The following is a 19,431-nucleotide window of genomic DNA, read 5'->3' as shown; positions in this document are numbered from 1 at the left end:
AATTCTGCTGGGGAAGAAATCGACCTTCTCTCATACCCGACAAGGGTAAAAAATATAAATTTCCATAATTATTCGTGGGAATATGACGGGATAGAGCAGAAATATGGCGTGAAAATAACTGGATTTAAGAAGGGCCCCGCGGAATATGAAGGAGTTATTGTGTTCCGGGGGCCTATAAGCCAAAGAAAAGAGAACCTGAACCGTTTTTTTGAGGCCGGGGAAAGGGATATCCTTAATGAAACGCCTGGAAAACTGATCTGTGGAGAGCACTACATAAGAAGCTATATTTTATCATCCAGCACGGCGCCGGCGGAAGGGGCGTTGTGGACGGAAAAGAACGTGAAATTTTTGTGCCCATACTCGTTTTGGATCAAGGAAGAAACAAAACAGTTTTTTAAACAAAACGAAATACAGCCGGAAGATGGGCTGGACTATCCATACGATTACGAATACGATTACACAGCGCAAAAAGCAGGAACGGCCTCTTGGTATATCGACCATTTTGCAAAAAGCAAATTTAAAATGACGATCTATGGGCCGTGTGTAAACCCGAGAATACTGATAAATGGATATCCATATGAAGTGTTTGACACGCTGGAGGCAGGAGAGTACATGGTAATCGACAGCAGAGAGAACACGGTACTCAAATACCTTACAAACGGAACGATCCAAAATATTTACGACCTGAGAGCGAAAAAGCAAAGTGTATTCGAAAAAATACCGGCTGGGAATCTTGATATTGTATGGAGTGGAGCGTTCGGATTCGACATTACTCTTTTTCTAGAAAGGAGCGAGCCGAGATGGAACTGATCCTTGCAGATAAGACGCTCAGAGACATCAGACAGATCGCAGATGCGGATGTAGATATAGACATTGGAGGAGATAACGATTATGAGATAAAAATACCGTATGAAGCATGGAAGGACGACCTGGATTTTGGAAATGTAATCTATATACCAGGGACAGAGTATGGAGGAATTATCGGAGAGGTAAACACCAACACGGAATTAAATACCGTGTCTATGCTCGGAAGAACCTGGAGAGGGAGTCTGGATAAAAAAGTTATACAGCCGCCATCTGGACAAGACTACAAAAAAGTTAGCGGAGAGCTGAATACCGTGCTGTCGGGACTGATCGAAGAGCAATTCGGGAATTATTTTGTAGTATCGTCTGAGGATACAGGAGTAAACGTGAATGATTATCAATTCGAGAGATACTGCACGCTATTGTATGGAATTGAAAAAATGCTGAAATCCGTAGGGCACAGGATACAGATAAAATACGTACAGCAAGAGAGGGGGCAGCCGGGATATGTGGAGGTCGCAGCAGTTCCGATTGTGGACTATTCTAATGAAATCGAACTGTCGCAGGACAGCGAAATAAATTTTACGTTTAAAAATAAGCGAAACGGAGTCAATCATTTGATCTGTCTGGGAAAGGGAGAGCTGCAGGAAAGGCAAGTGATCCATCTGTATGTGCAGGAAGATGGAACGATCGGAAATACGCAATACTACAAAGGCGTAGAAGAAATTGCGGAAGTATACGAAAATACGTCTGCGGAAACGGAAGAACTGAGAGAAAACGGAGTAGAAAAACTAAGAGAATTGATGAATTCCACTGATTTCCAGATGGACGTCGCCTCTATCGGAATTAACGTGGACATCGGAGATATTATCGGAGGAAGAGACTATATAACGGGACTGTATGCGGCAAAACCGATAACAGAAAAGATTTACAAAATAACAGATGGAAAAGAATCCATCGAATATAGCATAGAAGGAGATGATGAACAAGGGAATTAGCAACAGGCAGAAAAGGGTCACCGCATATCACAAGCCAGCAGGGCAGAATGAAGCACCAGGGGACCTGGGGAAGTGGGGGATATATCTTACAGACTGGTCAAATGCTGGAGCCGCAGGTGCAGTCATCAAATGAAATCAGGATTCGGGACGGAGCAATGATGATCCAGGGGGCTTTGAGCACCGTGAAGGTTAACAGTTATGACCCTGTGACGATCCAGAATGGCACGCAGGGGATGAAGCGAATCGATCTGATCTGCTGGCAGTACACCTACGACGCCGAGCAGGACGTAGAATCTGCAGAGTGGGTTGTAATCCAGGGCACCCCGGCAGAGACGGATCCACAGCAACCAGCGTATACGGACGGGGATATCCAGCAGGGAGACAGCCCTGTACAGGTACCGGTTTTTGCTGTCGAGCTGGACGGGATTAACGTTACAGGCGTCACCACGCTACTCCCGACGGCGCCCACGCTTGAGGAACTAAATGACAAATTGGACGAAAAGATTATTGTCCAAAGATATTCGAACAGAATTAATGTATCAAATGGGCAAAACTCATACACTGCTATCAATGTAAATATCCCTGATGGATATACAATAATAGGTATATCTGCATACGCACTTCACGCGACAACATTGTGCGGTGGAGGAGCGTACGACAGCAATAATAACCGGATTGTTATACCATTTTCTGCACATGATTCTGTCACTCCAGAAACGTTTTATGTGGATTTGACATTAATGGTGGAGTGATTATTTCCATCGGCCCATAGCCGTCCAGCAAGCGCTTGCGCCGGTAACAGGGTTCCCATCGTTTGTCCGAGCGTATATCGTAACATTGTACGTTCTTGGCTGGACAGACAAATCAAAAGTTATAACACTGCTTGCATACATAGATGTTGCTGTTACGATCGGCGTGTCGACAAATGGGATTGTAAAATCTTCCACGGCATATCCATTTCCGCCGGAACCAGAACTTGGAAAACTTGCCTGTCCCCATTGGATTAATGTTCCATTAGGAAGCTTAACGTAATCGTTTCCTTCCTCCGGCAATTTGTCATTTAGTGCTAAAAATTTTTAATAATAAAAAAGAAAGGAGAGCGATCATTATGAAAGCTGTTTTTAACGACGCCACGGAATTAACCATCCAGGCGGCGGCCATAGTTGGAAATCTATTGCAGATCAAAACCGTGTCAGCGACACGAGAAGAACTGCGTACAAAGTTTTCGGACGAATTTGCCTGCAGGAAGATCCAGATCGAGGAGCGCGGACAGATCATTGCCACGTATGAGCGGTACACAGAACTGTACCGGATTGAGGAATACACCGGCGCCATCCTGGGCGTGGCCATGTACCGAGTGGGAGAAACGCCGGAAGAACGCCTGGATGGGATGGACAGCCGTGTGACAAACGTAGAGCAAGCATTGCAGATTATCGTGACGGGAGAAGGAGGTGGAGAGAATGATAACGAAGGAACAGGCGAAACAGTTCCGGCGGCTGCTGGAAATGCAGACTACGACATTGACTGATACGCAGGCATTGGAAGTACCTAGCTTCTTCCCGGCCTGGGTGATCGGATATCCTTATAAGGTCGGAGACAGGGTCTTGTACAATGGCATATTGTACAAGTGCCTGACAGAGCATACATCACAGGCAGACTGGACACCGGAGGCCGCGCCGAGCCTGTGGACTAAGGTGCTGACGGATCCAAGCGGAGAAGTTTTGCCGTGGGAACAGCCGGAGAGTACAAACCCATATATGACAGGCGACCGTGTGATACATAACGGAAAGACCTGGCAGTCCACTGTGGATAATAATGTCTGGGAGCCAGGGGTATATGGCTGGATAGAAGTACAGGAGGAATAGACCAATGGATGAATATGTGACCAGGGTAGAACATGAAGAGTTTGTCCGCCGTATGCAGGACGAGCATAAAAGAATCCATTATCGAATCTCGGACAGTGAAAAAATGGTCAATAAGATCTATGATCTGACCCTATCGGTAGAGCGCCTGGCGACGTCAATCGAGACAATGACTAAAGAACAAAAGGAACACCAGGAGCGTTTGGAAGCTCTGGAAAACCGGGATGGCGAAACCTGGAGAAAAGTAAAATGGTACATTTTAACGCTGGCCATCGGGGCGGTGGCTGGAGCAGTATTTACAATGATAGGCTTGTAAGGAGGAGGTAATGTTATGTTTGATTGGAAAGAAAGATTTAAAAACAAGATGTTTTGGCTGGCCATCATCCCGGCGGTGTTGCTGGTGATCCAGACGGTGGCCGCAGTGTTTGGATACACTCTAGATCTGGGCGACCTGGGAAATAAGCTGCTTGACGTAGTTAATGCGATCTTTTCGGTCCTGGTGATTGCAGGGATCGTGGTAGACCCATCCACGCCTGGCGTTGGGGATAGCAATGTAGATAAATAATACTTAGCAAGGGGCGGGAGACTGCCCCTTTTTTGTTTTGCCGGCGCAAGCCGGAGAAAGGAGAATATCATGGCAATATTAATCGGACACGCAAGTATATCGGAAAAAGGAACCACCGAGGGAGCCAAGGGAGACAGCACCGGGAAAGAGGTCTGCACCCGGAACTGGTATAGCAAGCCCTGGGGCTACATGGCCATTCATCCAGACGCAAACGTCCGGGAGCGACACGCCAGGGCTATAGAGCAGGCTTGCGCCAATAACAATATCGGCTATGGATGGCATGACCGGAACACATTAAACACGCAGGCCAAGGCAGTTGGGTATGTCCTGTCTAAGATAAAGACTAAGTGCAATTGCGACTGCTCCAGCCTCCAGAACGTGGCGGCGGTGGCCTCCGGCGCGCCTGGCGTGTCTTATGGTAGCAACGGCTGGACAACCTCCAGTATGCTGGCGGCGCTCAAGGCGGCCGGGTACAAGATCATCACAGCAAGCACTTACCTAACCAGTTCCGCCTATTGCGTGCGGGGCGCAATCTACGTCAAAGCTGGCTCTCATACGGTCTGTGGGCTGTCCAACGGCTCAAAGGCCAGCGATACGCTTGCTAAAGCAGGGGCGTCTTCCGGCGACGGATCATCGTCTGGCGATGGAATCCTACGGAGGGGAGACACCGGGGCGGCGGTCAAAGACATGCAGGATGGACTTATCGCAAAGGGATATAGCTGCGGACCGGATGGGGCAGACGGAGATTTTGGCGCCAATACCGAGGCGGCGCTTAAAAGCTTCCAGGCAGATCACGGGCTGGATGTAGACGGCGAGTACGGGCCGCTCAGCAAGGCAAAGTTGGAGGGGGCCGGCGGGAGCACAGGCAGAAAGGCAGAAGCGGCAAAAAGTTTTGACAAGTCTCTGGCCGGGACATACACAGTAAATACTAAGACAGATCCGCTAACACTGAGATCTGGAGCTGGGACAAGCAAAAAGAGACTGACCAGTATGCCTAAAGGGGCAAAGGTACAGTGTTATGGATACTACACAAAGGTCGGCAGTGTTAAGTGGCTGTACGTGGTGTATGACGGAGTAACAGGATTTGCCTCTGCCGAGTACCTTAAAAAGCAGTAAAAAATAACCCCGGAGTTACGGCTCCGGGGCGTCTTTTCTATCGGATTTTTTACCATCTCTACATTTTCTGATTCTCATTGCGTTTGGTGATGGGTTTTCGTTGTATACCGGACGCGTGCGAGGGATGTAGGATTCCACGGTTTTTGTTGATATTTTGAGTTGAGAGGCTATATCGCAAACAGGTGTTTTGTGATTATAGAGATCAATAATTTTTTGGTGCGTGTCATTCAGGATGATCCCGTTGCTAGATAGCGATTTTACAACTCTATTCCAGCTATATCCTGTATGGGCTACGGTAGCTTTGATAGACTTTTTTAACTTATAAGCGTCCAATATTTCTTTGTCGATCCCCATTTAATTTGTCTCCTTTTTAATCATAATCGTTTTTCCGTCAAAACATACCTGCACTTCCCTGTTATCTTCCGAAATCCCCATTTCCCTTACCCAAGTTATTGGGAGGGTGATCCTGCTTGATTGAGAGTTTTTTCCGGCCGTCCCGCCTGGGCGTGTAAAAATAATTTTTGCTTTTCTGGACTCCATATTAAATCCTTTCTACATATATGAGTTTTAATTTGTCAACTTCTCGGTCGATAGTTTCGACTTTTAAGACTTTGTAATTTATATATTCATCCCAGCCGATATTTAATTTTTGGTTATTTTCGATGATTTGATAGGGATACGTATCGTCAAAAAAGTGATCATTCATCCAATTTCTCAGTGTCATAATTTTACCTCCCGTAAACCTCTCGCTGATTCCATTTTCTGCTTCTTTCTGTTTGTGATTATAATATAACATATTCGTACCCAATAGTCAAGTGAAAAATGGAAGATTTTAAATTTAGGATATTATCTCATGACCAGCTTCTTTCAACTTAGTAATAGCTAACTCGATATACAATTCTTCCACCCGCTCCACAGGCTCATAAGATTCTGCTTCATACAGGTTTAGCCTTACAACCGTATCGGATTCGTACTCTTTCCACCGATTTCTGTCCAGACAGTCCGCCCAGATTGACCCATCACTTACATCGATCATCATTGTGTAACAATGATCTCGCCTCAAGTCAGACCACTCACGGCCTTCTTTATATTCCTTCCTTACCTGTCTTGCAAGATCTTTCCTGCTAATCTTCATATTCTTTTCCTTTCTGCCCTCGTAACCTCCGGGACGGGGGGATTATTTCCTATTTTTGTTTCTCATGCAGTATTCAGATACCATTTTATTAATGTTTGCGCTAGATAACTGATCTCTCATATCAATAATCTTGGAAGCGCTGTCGATATTTGCTAACATTTCTTCCATTTGTTTTCCGCACAATTCATATGCTTCCAGCTCGTCCTGGCGAACTTTTAAGCCATGCTCTTCCTGGAGTTTTTTGATAAAATCGATATTGTCTTTGACGGTTTCTCTTGCTTCCTTGATAATATCTTCAGCCCATGCGATTTGTTTTTCTGATCCTTTTAACATTTTTGTTTCCTCCGTTCCTTTGATGATTTTATTATATACTAACGCAAGTATATTGTCAATAGATTTTTCAGAAAAATATACTTGCGCTAGTATTTTTATAGTGTTAATATAAACATAGATAGGAGGTGCTTGGGATGGCATATTCAGAGGCTCAAAAACGGGCAAGCAGAAAGTATAACGAGAATAACTATGATAGGTTATATATCACAATAGGAAAAGGGAAGAAGGATATAATAAAAAAGAAGGCTGAAGATCAAGGGATGTCCTTAAATGAATATGTTGTAAAATTAATAGAAAAAAGCCTAGAAACCTATTGACAATATACTAGCGTTAGTATATAATAAAGACAGTTAGAGATGGCAAGGCTTTAACAGAAAGGAGAACTAACATGGAGGTAGTAAGAGAAATGACAGAAAAGGAAATGCAGACAGTTAAGATGTCTACGCTGTATGAACTTAGATTGATTTTTACACAGGGAGATAAAAAAGAATATAGCACAGACGAAATTGTAGAACTGCTGGATAAGATAGCAACAGCGAAAGACCAAAAATAAGACAACACAGGGAGGGCGGGCTTGCCACCGCTCCCCACATCCAAATAATATCACAAAAATGAGGGGCAGAAAAGGGGCAAACAATATAAAATAATACGATATATTAATCAAAAGAAAAATGCAGAAAAGCCGGAAAATAGGGATTTTCCGGCTAGAGATGATAATAAAAGCAGTCCCATCTTCCGCATTTTTTATTTCCCTTGAAAAGGAGTCGGATTCCATTTTCAAGGGTTTTTTTATTTTCTCCCTCCGCCGATTTTCTGGCAGATTCCCGCAAAATAGCGTGACGGTTTTGATGATTTCGTTTGCTGTGCGATTGGCCTCCCTTTTTGGAAGGCTTTTTCTTCGGTATTTATGTAAGAAATAAAATTACGAAACAAGTTTAGTAAAACAATAAAATTGTAGGATGTATCGGAAAATAGTTTCGTTTCGTTGAAATATTGAAATAAAATGCACAAAATGCTAAGATTTAGAAAAATTGAAACAGGAAAACGAATCGGAAGAAGATAAGTAAAGGGAATGAGTAGATGAACATACACGACATTGCAAAACTTGCCGGTGTATCAGCCTCCACTGTATCCAAGGTCATGAACGGAAAAGATAAAGATATTAGTGACAAGACAAAGCAGAAGGTTCTGGAAGTGATCGAGCAGGAGCAGTATGTTCCTTATTTGAAGTTCCGGGAAAAGGAAGGGCTTAAAAGCCACTTGATCGGCCTGGTGATGAAGAAGTATAACCGAGAAGGCGCCCAGATCGTTAGAAGCGCTCAGAAAGAAGCGGCGGAGAAGGGGTATGGACTTTTGGTCCGCTTCGCGGATAACTTGGAGGAAATACAGGAATGTATTGACGATATGATAAAAAAGGGGGTCGCGGGGCTTCTTGTAGATTCTGAGAAACTGCTCAACACCCGGAAACTGGAGGATGTTACCGTTTATTTAAATCAGACAAAGGAGTTTGATGACCGACAGAAGGCTACTTTCTATTATCGGCTTTCAGAGGCGGGCAGACTGGCGGCGCAGCGTTTGATGCAGGAAGGCCATGAACGGATCGCCTGTGTCACCATGACAGGAGAACGGACGATCCAGGACGGTTATCAGATCGCCATGAGGGAAGCGCACCTGGCAATTCAGCCTTTGTGGGTTTACGAGGGCCGATCTTTGGAAGAAATAGAGGATTATGGAATCCAGCAGTGCCTGGAAGAAAATGTGACAGCAGTAATCTGCGGCTCCCAGGAGATTGCCGGCTGCTTCTATAAAGCGGTAGAGAGACTGCAGATCGCTATGCCGGACTCTTTGTCTATCATCGCCGTCGGAGACGGAAGATGGATGGAGATCCTGGCAGACGGGATTACAGCCGTTCGCCTTCCTGCCGAAGAAATGAGCCGGGAAGCGGTGGATTATCTGGTAGAGATGATCCAGGGGAAAAAGCAAGTGGAAGTCATGCGGAAATTCTCCCCTTCTATTGTGGAAAGAAACAGCATCATGGGATCTCCCAGAGAGAAACAGGGTGAGCGGATAGTAGTGGTGGGAAGCATGAATATGGATATTACCATCGAAGTCTCAAGGATTCCGCTGAAAGGGGAGACGCAGATCGCGGAAAAGGTCTACACGTTTCCTGGAGGAAAAGGAGGCAATCAGGCCGTGGGAGCTGGAAAGCTGGGCGGCCGGGTTTACATGATCGGCTGTGTGGGAAACGACTTGGATGGCAAACAGCTTTACAGTAGCCTGACAGAAAACCATGTCCATATGGAGGGCGTCCAGGTGAACGCCTCTGTGCCAAGCGGGAAAGCTTATATCAACGTAGACCAAAATGGAGAGAGTACCATCGTGGTATATCAGGGAGCGAACCGGAGTTTAAGTATAGAACAGATCAACCGGTGCAGATATCTGTTTCAAAGCGCCAAATACTGTCTGCTGTCTCTGGAGATCCCGGAAGTGATCGCGGAATATACGATTAAGTTTTGCCGCAGGAATGATACGAAGGTGATTTTAAAACCTTCTGCCACCGACAAGATCAAAGAGGAACTGCTGAAAGACATCGCTTATTTTGTGCCAAATGAAAATGAGCTGCACAGGTTTGTGCCGGGACGGATGTCGCTGGAAGAAAAAGCCCAGTTTCTGTTTGAGAAAGGAATTGAAAATGTAATCGTAACCCTGGGAGAAAAAGGATGTTACCTGAAGAATCAAGATTACTCCATGTATTTTGATGGAACCGGATTTGAGGCGGTGGATACGACAGGAGGGGCGGATTCCTTTATCAGCGCCCTGGCCGTTTATCTCAGCGAGGGAAGGAGTTTGATCCACGCAATTGGTTTTGCGGTGTACGCATCGGGAATCAGCGTGACCAGATATGGGGTGCAGCCGGCGCTCCCGGATCGGAAGGCGGTGGAGATCTATGAAGATGAGATTTACTCAAGATATCAAATTTAGGATAGAAAATCAGAAGAAGAGAGGAGGGAACATGGAATGAAGAAAATCGTAGTTGTAGGAAGCCTGAACATGGATTGTGTCGTGGAGACTCCGGCAATGCCAAAGGCTGGAGAGACGATAGCGGGAAGAAGCGTGGCCCAGGTGCCTGGAGGAAAAGGCGCGAATCAGGCATATGCTATCGCTAAGCTGGGCGGCGATGTCCAGATGATCGGAGCTGTGGGGACAGATAGCTGCGGAACCGCGCTCAAGGAAAATCTGGAATGTGTAGGAGTCCGCACGGAAGGTCTTGCGGTTCTGGAAGGAGAGAGCACAGGACAAGCGTTTATCACCGTGGATGATCAGGGAGAAAATTCCATTATCATCATTGCGGGTACCAATGGCCTTGTATCAAAGGAAATGATCGAGGAAAACCGCCATCTGATCGAAGAGAGCGATATCGTGATCATGCAGCTGGAAATTCCGCTGGAGGTGGTGGAATATGTCAAGGAACTGGCCGTAGAGCTTGGGAAGCTGGTGATCGTGGATCCGGCGCCGGCGGTAGAAGGGATCCCGGATCATTTCTGGAAAGGGATCGACTTCATCAAACCGAATGAGACAGAACTTGCGATCCTGACTGGACAGGAAAGGAATGGCCTGGAAGATCTTAAAGAAGGCGCGGGACAGATGCTGGACAAAGGCGTTAAGAATGTTCTGGTGAGCATGGGCGGCGAAGGATGCCTTTTGGTAAACAAAAAGGAAGCTAGATTCTTTCCGGCGCACAAGGTAAAACCGGTGGACACTACGGCGGCCGGCGACTGTTTTACCGCGGGATTTGCCCTGGCCCTGAGCCAAGGGAAGACTTGCGAGGAAGCTATTGCTTTTGGACAGAAGGCTTCCGCTATAGCGGTGACAAGAAAAGGAGCGCAGACTTCGATTCCGACTATGGAGGAAGTGGAGTCTTGCTGAGACAAGGAGGAAGAACATGCAGAAACTGATTATTGACACAGACCCGGGAATTGACGACGCGCTGGCCCTTTTACTGGCTTTGTCAGCTAAAAGCGAACTGGAGGTTGAGGCGATCACCACGGTCAACGGAAATGTAGGCGTAGACCAGGTGACGAAAAATGTGTTCCGTATCCTGGACGTAGCCGGGAGAAGCGATATTCCAGTTTACAAAGGAAATGGAAAGCCTCTGATGCGGGAGAACGATAACTGTGAGGAATTCCATGGCGATGACGGGCTTGGGAATTTAGGCTTTAAAGAAGTGCCGGGAACTGTAAAAGAAGAACACGCTGTAGATTTTCTGATCCGGAAAGTGCGGGAGGAAAAAGGCGAGATCACACTGGTTCCCATTGGTCCTCTTACAAACATTGCTCAAGCGGTGCAGAAGGATCCGGAATTTGCTAAGAACGTCAAAGAGGTAGTGATCATGGGAGGCGCTGAGCATGGCGGCAATATGTCGCCTCATGCGGAATTTAACTTCTGGACGGATCCTGAAGCGGCGAAGATCGTCTTTCAGGCGGGATTCGAGCGCGTGACTATGGTAGGGCTGGATGCCACTAACTATGTGTTCTTAAGCCCGACCCTGAGAGAACTTTTGTATCTTATCAATACGCCGGTATCCAGATTTATCCATAAGATCACCCGGGTTTACGCAGACGGACACTGGGAGATCGAGAAGAAACTGGGCTGCGAGCTGTGTGACGTTTTGACCATCGCTTATCTCTTGGACCGGAATGTGGTAGAAAAGGTAGATGCCTTTGTAGATGTAGAGACCAGCGGGCTGTGTGACGGCGCTTCTGTAGTCTATCGGACCAAATATTATCCGGACAAGAAGAAAAACTGCGAAGTGGCGGTAAAAGCTGACACAAAGCGATTTTTTGAGATCTTTTTTGGTTATCTGTTCCCAGAGCATATGGATGTGGCAAGGGAACTGATATAGAAGGAAATGAGAAACCAAGTATAACGAAAGAGAGGAATGAAAAACATGAGCAACGAAAAAAAAGGATTAAAAGCAGACTTTAACCTGATCACGATCTTGATCATCCCGATCGCGATCGCTATCAACTTTATTGTAGGGAACCTGGTACTGACTTTGAAGCTGCCTCTTTATCTGGACAGCATTGGAACCTTCCTGGTAGCAATCCTGGCCGGGCCGTGGGTAGGAGGATTGACCGGACTCTTAAGTATCGCGATCAACTCTATCGCGGACCCATCTCTGTTCCCGTTTGCTCTTTCTGCCGCGGCGACAGCAGTCCTGGCTGGTATCCTTGCAAGAAAGAAAATGTTCACAAGTTTTGGAAAATTCGTGATCTCCGCGATCCTGGTAGCAGTTTTGGCAGTGATCATGAGTGTGATCATTTCCTATGCGTTCTTTGGAGGGTTTGATTCCAGCGGAAACTCGATCATGATCGGCGCTATGATGTCAGCGGGAATTCCGTTCTGGCCGGCTCAGGTGATCGGAAACTTTATCTCCGAGGTTCCGGACAAGTTTATCTCCCTTTTGGTGCCATACCTGGTAATCCGGGGAATGTCCGACAGGTATCTGTACAAATTCTCTAACGGCTCTGTATTCATCAATGCCAGAAAAGAGAAAAAAGAAGCAGGAAAATAATCAGAAATCAAGAGAAACGACAGAGGAGAAATGAAAATGAGTGAAAGGCAGAAAGGGGTCAAGGCCCTGAATCCATTGACGATCCTATATCTGGTCATTGCGCTGGCCGTGGTTTCTGCCATCTTTGACTATCGCGTGACCCTGGCCACAGTCGTAGTCATGATTGTGATCGCGGCAAGTGCGGGCGAGGGAGTGTCTTTTATCAAACTTTGGCTGAAATCCATCGTGCTGATCTGTGTGATCTGCTTCGTGCTCCAGTCTTTATTTATTCCGGGCGAAGAGGTGCTCTGGGAGTTCTGGGTGCTGCAGATCAAGATGGAAAGCGTGCAGAAGGCCATCGTACTGTGCTCTCGGATCATGGGGATCGGTTCCGCGATCCTTCTGGGAGGCAAGCTGATCGATATCAAGAAGCTGATGGTGATGTTGGAAAAAAGGGGAATGTCCCCTTCCGCAACCTATGTGCTGGTTTCCACTACCAATATCATCCCGCAGATGTCTAAGAAGATGAACGCGATCCTGGAGGCGCAGAAGTCCAGAGGAATTGAGACGGACAGCAACATTATCGTCAGGGCGAAAGCCTTCTTCCCATCAGTAGGCCCGCTGATCCTGAATTCACTGGTCAGCGCGGAAGAGAGGGCGATCACACTGGAGGCGAGAGCCTTTTCCGTACCCTGTAAGAAGACCACGTTGAAGGTAGTAGAAGATACACAGACAGACCGGATTATCCGCGGACTGATGATCGCGGCGGTAGTATTGGCGATTGGAGGGAAGATTGTTTTATGGATAGTATTCAGATAAAGAATTTAACATACCGGTATCCGACCTCCGAGGCAGATGTGCTGAAAGATGTTTCCTTTACCGTGAAAAAAGGCGAGCTGTGCGCCATCGTGGGCGCGAACGGAAGCGGGAAGACTACGCTTTGCAACGCCATTCGCGGATTTGTGCCAAAGTTTTACAAAGGGGAGATCTCCGGTGAGGTTTTGGTAAACGGAAGAGATGTAAAAGAAGATCCGGATGGGAAAAATGCGCTGGAGATCGGATTCGTTTTCCAGAACCCCTTTACCCAGATCAGCGGGATCGCCAGCACGGTATATGAAGAGTTGGCGTATGGCTTGGAAAACATGGGAGTGGAGCCGGAAGAGATCCGTCAGAGGATCGAGCGGATCATGGAATTGACTAAGATTCAAGAATTCCGGGACAGAGACCCCTATCAGTTATCCGGCGGTCAGCAGCAAAGAGTAGCATTGGCGGCGATTCTGGTCATGGACCAGGATGTGCTGGTGATCGATGAACCTACCTCGCAGCTGGATCCGCAGAGTACCGATAATGTATTTGAGATCATCAAATTGATGAAGAGTATGGGAAAAACGATCGTCCTGGTGGAGCACAAGATGGAACAGATCGCGGAATATGCGGATCAGATCATTGTGCTGGATGGCGGACAAGTTGTGATGGAAGGAACGCCCAAAGAGGTGTTTTCTGATCCGGACTGTCTGAAGTACCATACAAGGCTGCCTCAGAGCACCCGGATCGCGCTGGAACTTAAGAAAGAGGGCGTAAATCTTTCAGAGATTCCCGTTACGGTTGAAGAGACGGTCGGGATGATTCGGACAGCAATGGAAGAATAAGAGAAAGGGCGTAGAGAAGATGGCATTAGTAGAAGTAAAAAACATTTCATACAAATATCCAAATGGCTATCTGGCGGTCGATGATGTGAGTTTTTCCATTGAAGCGGGAGAGAATATCGCGATCGTAGGGCAGAACGGAGCAGGAAAGACCACCACGGTCAAGATGCTGAATGGTCTGACGAAACCCTGCGACGGGGATGTGCTGATCGACGGAGACTCGACAAAAAATTATACTACGGCTCAAATGGCGAGACGGGTCGGTTATGTATTCCAGAATCCGGATGATCAGATCTTTAATTCCACCGTTTACAGCGAGATCGAGTACGGGCTTAAAAAAATGAATGTGGATATGGAAGAGAGTGAGCGAAGGATCAAAGATGCGGCGGCCTTGACTGGCATGGACAAGTATCTGGAGTCGAATCCTTATGATCTGCCTCTTTCCATCCGGAAATTCGTGACCATCGCTTCTGTCATTGCCAGCAACTGTGATGTGATGATCTTTGATGAGCCTACCGCGGGACAGGATCTGGACGGCTTGGATCGGCTTTCTGAGCTGAACAAGATCCTGACAGGGCGCGGGAAGGCGATCGTGACCATAACCCACGACATGGAATTTGTGGCCGATAACTATGAAAGAGTTATCGTTATGTGCAAGAAAAAGGTATTGGCGGACGGAAGAACGGAAGATGTCTTCTTTCAGAAAGACATTATGGAACAGGCGATGCTGAAGCAGCCGGCCCTCGTTCGGATCGCTACGAAGATCGGCATGAAAGAAAACACGTTGGATGTAAAAAAGGTGGCAGACTACATTAAGGCAAAACAGAAATAAGGGAAAATACATATAAGACCGGCGGGACGAAAGTTCCGCCGGTCTTTTTCGCAAAATCTGGCGAAAGTTGTGTTTCTGGAACAGTATTTTGTGTATAATGAGGATAAGAATCAGAAACCCTAAGAATCAGGGAGAGAACGCCTGTTTATAGAGTGTTTTATCCGGGAAAGGAGAGATGTTCATGCTGGAGAAACTGGATCTGACAAAGACGGTCAGTAAATCAGAATATAAAGAGAAGATGATGGAACTGGAACCAAAGCTTGGAAAGCTGCAGCGGGAGTGCAGGGAACTGGGGATTCCGGTGATGATCGCTTTTGAAGGATATGACGCGGCGGGGAAAGGCGTTCAGATCGCAGAGCTGATAAGGGCTTTAGATCCCAGAGGATTTGAAGTCCATGCGGTGAAAAAGGAGACGAAGGAAGAGCGGATGCATCCGTTCCTTTGGAGATTTTGGATGAAAATGCCGCCGAAAGGCCGGATCGCCATTTATGACAGCAGCTGGTACCGCAAAGTCCTGATCGACCGGTTTGATAAAAAGATCCGCAAAAAGGAAGTAGAGAACGCCTATCGGTCGATCCTGTCTTTCGAAGAACAACTGACGGCAGATGGAATGGTGATCATCAAGCTCTTTCTGGCTATCGACCAGAAAGAACAAAAGAAACGGTTTGCTAAGCTTCTGGAATCCAAAGAGACCGCGTGGCGGGTGGGGAAAGGAGACTTGAAGCGCAATAAGGAGTTTCCAAGATATGAGGCTATGAATGAAGAGATGCTGGCCCGGACGGATACCGAGTACGCTCCCTGGAATATTGTAGAGGCGTCAGACCGGCGGTTTGCCGCGGTTAAGATCTATACGATCGTGGAGCGGATCTTGTCGGAGAAAATTGAGAAAGAAAAGAAGGCAAGAAGGGTTATAGCAGAGCCGGAACCGGCAGAAGAGCAGGGATCAGAACGCGGACTGGGGGAGACGATCCTCTCGAAAGCGGACCTAACCCTTTCCTATTCTAAGGAAGAGTATAAAGAACGGCTGGAAAAACTGCAGGCTAAGATCGAGAAGCTCCACGGAGAACTGTACCGCAGAAGGATTCCGGTAGTGCTGGGATTCGAAGGATGGGATGCGGGAGGAAAAGGAGGAGCGATCAAGCGGCTGACCCAGAGAATGGATCCCAGAGGCTATGTGGTCCATCCCACCGCCTCCCCCAATGATATTGAGAAGGCGCATCATTATCTGTGGCGGTTCTGGACAGATATGCCAAAGGCAGGGCACATTACTATATTTGACAGGACTTGGTACGGCCGGGTCCTGGTAGAGCGGGTGGAAGGCTTTTGCACCCGGCAGGAGTGGCAGAGGGCTTATAAAGAAATCAATGATATGGAGAAGGATCTGACAGATGGGGGCGCCATTGTGCTGAAGTTCTGGATGCAGATAGATAAAGAGGAGCAGGAACGGAGATTTAAAGCCAGAGAAGAGGATCCCCAAAAGCAGTGGAAGATCACGGAAGAAGACTGGCGCAACCGTGCGAAATGGGATCAGTACGAAGAAGCGGTAAATGAGATGCTGCTTCGGACCTCCACCCCGGAAGCGCCATGGATCGTTGTAGAAGGAAACTGCAAATATTACGCCAGGATCAAAGTCTTAGAGACGGCGGTAAAGGCGATTGAAGAAAGAATCCGGCAGGAAGAAAAGAGATAGAGGAGGGCGCGGCATGACGATCAGAGAACAGCTTGAGAAACGAGAACTGGAGTTTTTAAGTCCTTACGCGGCCTTAAGCAGCAAGTCAAAAGGCAGAAAGCGTTCAGAGAAGGAGTGTGATATCCGACCGGTTTTCCAAAGGGACCGGGACCGGATCCTGCACAGCAAAGCATTCCGGCGCTTGAAGCAAAAAACGCAGGTCTTTCTGCTGCCAAAGGGAGATCATTACCGTACCAGACTGACCCACACGCTGGAGGTGTCCCAGAATGCCAGGACCATCGCGAAAGCGCTGCGCTTAAATGAAGATCTGGTGGAAGCGGTGGCCTTAGGCCATGATCTGGGGCATACGCCTTTTGGACATGCGGGAGAGACGGCCCTGAACCGTCTGAATCCGGCGGGATTCCAGCATAATACGCAGAGTGTGCGGGTGGTGGAGTGCCTGGAAAAGCAGGGGGAAGGACTAAATCTGACCTGGGAGGTGCTGGACGGCATCCAAAACCACAAATCCTCCGGCACGCCTCATACTCTGGAAGGCCAGATCGTCCGGCTGTCAGATAAGATTGCTTATATCAACCATGATATTGACGACGCTATCCGCGGCGGGATCTTGGAAGAAGAGGATATTCCGCGCAAATATACGGATGTCCTTGGAACGTCTACCAAGATCCGCCTGGACACGATGATCCACAATGTGATCATAAACAGTATGGATCAGCCTCAGATCCGGATGTCACCGGAAGTTTATGAGGCTACCATGGGACTTCGGGGATTCCTGTTTGAGAATGTGTATAAGAATCCTACGGCAAAGGGAGAAGAAAAGAAAGCCATCAATATGATCACCAATCTGTATCAGTTTTATATAGAACATTTGGAACTGCTTCCAGAGCAGTTCCTTCAGATGATGGAAGAAAAGGGCGCGAAAAAAGAGCAGATCGTGTGTGATTATATCGCGGGGATGACGGATACATACGCGGTGAAAAAGTTTGAAGAATATTTTATTCCAGAATCTTGGAAAATTTAAAGGAAATCGGATCGTTTTGTCGAATATTATATATGAAGGCTATTTTTAAAGATAAGGAAGCGGGATATGTATTACTCCGATGAACTGATTGAAGAAGTTAGGACAAAAAATGATATCGTAGACGTAATCTCCAGTTATGTCCGGCTGCAGAAAAAAGGCAGTTCTTATTTTGGACTGTGTCCGTTCCACAATGAAAAGTCGCCTTCCTTTTCTGTAAGCAGGCAGAAGCAGATGTACTACTGTTTTGGCTGCGGAGCCGGAGGCAATGTGTTTACATTTCTGATGGAGTACGAAAACTATACGTTTTTGGAGGCTTTGAAGTATCTGGCTGACCGGGCCGGGGTGGAACTGCCCCAGCAGGATCTGTCGAAAGAAGCCAGACAGAGGGCAGATACGAAAGCGGTCCTATTGGAGATCAATAAAGCGGCCGCCCGGTATTTCTACATACAATTGAAAGGACGGCAGGGCGAGAAAGCTCTGGCATATCTGAAAGGACGCCAGTTGGGAGATGATACCATACGGGCGTTTGGACTGGGCTATGCCAATAAGTACAGTGACGATCTGTACCGCTATTTGAAAGATCAAGGCTATAAAGACGATATGATCGCCAAAGCGGGTCTGATCAGTGTGGACGAGAAGCACGGCGCCCACGATAAGTTTTGGAACCGTGTCATGTTCCCGATCATGGATGCCAACAGCCGGGTGATCGGCTTTGGAGGCCGGGTCATGGGAGACGGAAAACCCAAATATCTCAATTCCCCGGAGACGATGATCTTTGATAAGAGCCGGAACCTGTATGGCCTGAACCGGGCCAGAAGCTCCAGAAAACCATATTTCCTTCTATGCGAGGGATATATGGATGTGATTTCGCTGCATCAGGCGGGATTTACCAGCGCGGTGGCCTCTCTTGGGACGGCTCTGACTCAGGGACACGCTTCTTTGATCAAGCGCTATGTCAATGAAGTATATTTAACTTACGACAGCGATGAGGCAGGGACGAAGGCGGCCCTGAGGGCGATACCCATTTTAAGGGAAGCCGGGATCAGCGCGAAGGTCATCCGTATGGAACCGTATAAGGACCCGGATGAGTTTATCAAGAATCTGGGCAAAGAGGCTTTTGAGGAGAGGATCCGGGAAGCCAGGAATGGTTTCTTGTTTGGCCTGGAAGTGCTGGAACGGGACTATGATCTGAATTCCCCGGAGGGCAAGACGGATTTCATGAAGGAGACCGCCCGGCGGCTGAATGAATTCCGGGAAGAGATCGAGCGGAATAATTACATAGAAGCGGTTGCCCAAAAGTACCGCGTGGGATACGAAGAATTGAAGCAGCTCGTGGTCCATACAGCAGTCCAGACCGGGCTTGCGAAGCCTGTCTCGCGGCCAAGGAAGGCGGGAAAGCCGGAGAAAGAAGACGGGATCTTAAAGTCCCAGAAAATCCTGCTTACCTGGATGATCGAGGATGAGAAGATCTTCCGGCAGATCAGCGCTTATATTACACCGGAAGATTTTACTGAGGGTCTGTACCGGAAGGTGGCCCATTTACTGTATGATCAATATGAAGAACAGAAAGTCAACCCGGCCCAGATCATGAATTATTTTACCGAGGAAGAAGAGCACCGGGAGGCGGCTTCGCTGTTCCATACCAGGATCCGGGAGCTGACTACCGCGGATGAGCAGGAGAAAGCGCTAAAGGAGACGATCATCCGTGTGAAAAACCACAGCATCGATGAGAAGGCCGCTCATCTGGAGCCTACAGACATTCAGGGACTGCAGAAGCTGATGGAGGCGAAAAGGCAGCTGCAGGGCCTTGAGAAACTGCATATTTCTATTAATTAGGGATAAAATATAATCAAGCAATGAGAGGATGGAAATTAC

Annotated in this window: 24 protein-coding genes; 19 read left to right on the top strand and 5 right to left on the bottom strand. The window is 47.4% G+C overall.

Features of this window, described 5'->3' with window-relative positions:
• The first annotated feature begins 108 nt into the window (after positions 1 to 108).
• The 8 genes from FND36_10120 (at position 109) to FND36_10085 (ending at position 5,345) form a co-directional block, all read left to right on the top strand.
• Complete coding sequence (locus FND36_10120) at positions 109 to 810, top strand: hypothetical protein (protein QDW74357.1); 702 nt, start codon at positions 109 to 111, stop codon at positions 808 to 810.
• Positions 744 to 1,802: a hypothetical protein gene (locus tag FND36_10115; protein ID QDW74356.1), complete on the top strand. Its 1,059-nt coding sequence runs from the start codon at positions 744 to 746 to the stop codon at positions 1,800 to 1,802. The genes FND36_10120 and FND36_10115 overlap by 67 nt, the downstream gene beginning before the upstream one ends.
• Positions 1,803 to 1,849: 47 nt before the next feature.
• Complete coding sequence (locus FND36_10110) at positions 1,850 to 2,554, top strand: hypothetical protein (GenBank protein QDW74355.1); 705 nt, start codon at positions 1,850 to 1,852, stop codon at positions 2,552 to 2,554.
• Positions 2,555 to 2,910: 356 nt separating this feature from the next.
• Entirely contained in the window at positions 2,911 to 3,330 is a 420-nt protein-coding gene (locus FND36_10105; protein QDW74354.1) for a hypothetical protein, read from the top strand.
• Positions 3,263 to 3,667, top strand: coding sequence for a hypothetical protein (locus FND36_10100; protein ID QDW74353.1), 405 nt, complete (start codon positions 3,263 to 3,265; stop codon positions 3,665 to 3,667). The genes FND36_10105 and FND36_10100 overlap by 68 nt, the downstream gene beginning before the upstream one ends.
• A 4-nt stretch (positions 3,668 to 3,671) precedes the next feature.
• Complete coding sequence (locus tag FND36_10095) at positions 3,672 to 3,980, top strand: hypothetical protein (protein QDW74352.1); 309 nt, start codon at positions 3,672 to 3,674, stop codon at positions 3,978 to 3,980.
• Positions 3,981 to 3,995: 15 nt separating this feature from the next.
• Entirely contained in the window at positions 3,996 to 4,229 is a 234-nt protein-coding gene (locus tag FND36_10090; protein ID QDW74351.1) for a phage holin, read from the top strand.
• Between the two features lie 798 nt (positions 4,230 to 5,027).
• The gene (locus FND36_10085; GenBank protein QDW75604.1) at positions 5,028 to 5,345 is read left to right on the top strand and encodes an SH3 domain-containing protein; all 318 of its coding nucleotides are present in this window, start codon (positions 5,028 to 5,030) and stop codon (positions 5,343 to 5,345) included.
• Between the two features lie 15 nt (positions 5,346 to 5,360).
• Here FND36_10085 and FND36_10080 read toward each other — a convergent pair whose 3' ends face one another.
• The 5 genes from FND36_10080 to FND36_10060 all read right to left on the bottom strand — a co-directional run bounded on the left by FND36_10080 (position 5,361) and on the right by FND36_10060 (position 6,954).
• Entirely contained in the window at positions 5,361 to 5,699 is a 339-nt protein-coding gene (locus tag FND36_10080) for a hypothetical protein (GenBank protein ID QDW74350.1), read from the bottom strand.
• A complete protein-coding gene (locus FND36_10075) occupies positions 5,700 to 5,885 on the bottom strand; it encodes a hypothetical protein (GenBank protein ID QDW74349.1) in 186 nt (61 codons plus the stop codon).
• Position 5,886: 1 nt separating this feature from the next.
• On the bottom strand, positions 5,887 to 6,069 hold the full coding sequence (locus tag FND36_10070) for a hypothetical protein (protein QDW74348.1): 183 nt from the start codon (positions 6,067 to 6,069) through the stop codon (positions 5,887 to 5,889).
• Between the two features lie 114 nt (positions 6,070 to 6,183).
• On the bottom strand, positions 6,184 to 6,480 hold the full coding sequence (locus FND36_10065) for a hypothetical protein (protein QDW74347.1): 297 nt from the start codon (positions 6,478 to 6,480) through the stop codon (positions 6,184 to 6,186).
• 42 nt (positions 6,481 to 6,522) lie between these two features.
• The gene (locus FND36_10060; protein QDW74346.1) at positions 6,523 to 6,954 is read right to left on the bottom strand and encodes a hypothetical protein; all 432 of its coding nucleotides are present in this window, start codon (positions 6,952 to 6,954) and stop codon (positions 6,523 to 6,525) included.
• Between FND36_10060 and FND36_10055 the strand changes: the two genes are divergently transcribed.
• The 11 genes from FND36_10055 to FND36_10005 all read left to right on the top strand — a co-directional run bounded on the left by FND36_10055 (position 6,948) and on the right by FND36_10005 (position 19,392).
• Positions 6,948 to 7,130 (top strand): antitoxin, encoded by a 183-nt coding sequence (locus FND36_10055; protein QDW74345.1) that lies wholly within the window; start codon positions 6,948 to 6,950, stop codon positions 7,128 to 7,130. The two genes, FND36_10060 and FND36_10055, sit on opposite strands and share 7 nt — an antisense overlap.
• 763 nt (positions 7,131 to 7,893) lie before the next feature.
• Positions 7,894 to 9,795, top strand: coding sequence for a LacI family DNA-binding transcriptional regulator (locus FND36_10050; GenBank protein QDW74344.1), 1,902 nt, complete (start codon positions 7,894 to 7,896; stop codon positions 9,793 to 9,795).
• Between the two features lie 36 nt (positions 9,796 to 9,831).
• Positions 9,832 to 10,740 (top strand): ribokinase, encoded by a 909-nt coding sequence (gene rbsK / locus FND36_10045; GenBank protein ID QDW74343.1) that lies wholly within the window; start codon positions 9,832 to 9,834, stop codon positions 10,738 to 10,740.
• A gap of 16 nt (positions 10,741 to 10,756) precedes the next feature.
• Positions 10,757 to 11,716, top strand: coding sequence for a nucleoside hydrolase (locus tag FND36_10040; protein QDW74342.1), 960 nt, complete (start codon positions 10,757 to 10,759; stop codon positions 11,714 to 11,716).
• Positions 11,717 to 11,761: 45 nt separating this feature from the next.
• A complete protein-coding gene (locus tag FND36_10035) occupies positions 11,762 to 12,388 on the top strand; it encodes a hypothetical protein (GenBank protein QDW74341.1) in 627 nt (208 codons plus the stop codon).
• A 30-nt stretch (positions 12,389 to 12,418) separates the two neighbouring features.
• Complete coding sequence (locus FND36_10030) at positions 12,419 to 13,186, top strand: energy-coupling factor transporter transmembrane protein EcfT (protein ID QDW74340.1); 768 nt, start codon at positions 12,419 to 12,421, stop codon at positions 13,184 to 13,186.
• The gene (locus tag FND36_10025) at positions 13,168 to 14,016 is read left to right on the top strand and encodes an ATP-binding cassette domain-containing protein (GenBank protein ID QDW74339.1); all 849 of its coding nucleotides are present in this window, start codon (positions 13,168 to 13,170) and stop codon (positions 14,014 to 14,016) included. Before FND36_10030 ends, FND36_10025 begins: the two co-directional genes overlap by 19 nt.
• A 19-nt stretch (positions 14,017 to 14,035) precedes the next feature.
• A complete protein-coding gene (locus FND36_10020; protein ID QDW74338.1) occupies positions 14,036 to 14,845 on the top strand; it encodes an ABC transporter ATP-binding protein in 810 nt (269 codons plus the stop codon).
• Between the two features lie 181 nt (positions 14,846 to 15,026).
• On the top strand, positions 15,027 to 16,535 hold the full coding sequence (pap, locus tag FND36_10015) for a polyphosphate:AMP phosphotransferase (protein QDW74337.1): 1,509 nt from the start codon (positions 15,027 to 15,029) through the stop codon (positions 16,533 to 16,535).
• 13 nt (positions 16,536 to 16,548) lie between these two features.
• The gene (locus tag FND36_10010) at positions 16,549 to 17,556 is read left to right on the top strand and encodes a deoxyguanosinetriphosphate triphosphohydrolase (protein ID QDW74336.1); all 1,008 of its coding nucleotides are present in this window, start codon (positions 16,549 to 16,551) and stop codon (positions 17,554 to 17,556) included.
• A 66-nt stretch (positions 17,557 to 17,622) separates the two neighbouring features.
• On the top strand, positions 17,623 to 19,392 hold the full coding sequence (locus FND36_10005) for a DNA primase (protein QDW74335.1): 1,770 nt from the start codon (positions 17,623 to 17,625) through the stop codon (positions 19,390 to 19,392).
• Positions 19,393 to 19,431: the final 39 nt, after the last annotated feature.

This window comes from Lachnospiraceae bacterium KGMB03038 (genome assembly GCA_007361935.1).
GTDB lineage: Bacteria > Bacillota > Clostridia > Lachnospirales > Lachnospiraceae > Massilistercora.
The sequence above is the reverse complement of the archived record's forward strand: the minus strand, read 5'-3'. Positions and strand labels throughout refer to the sequence as shown.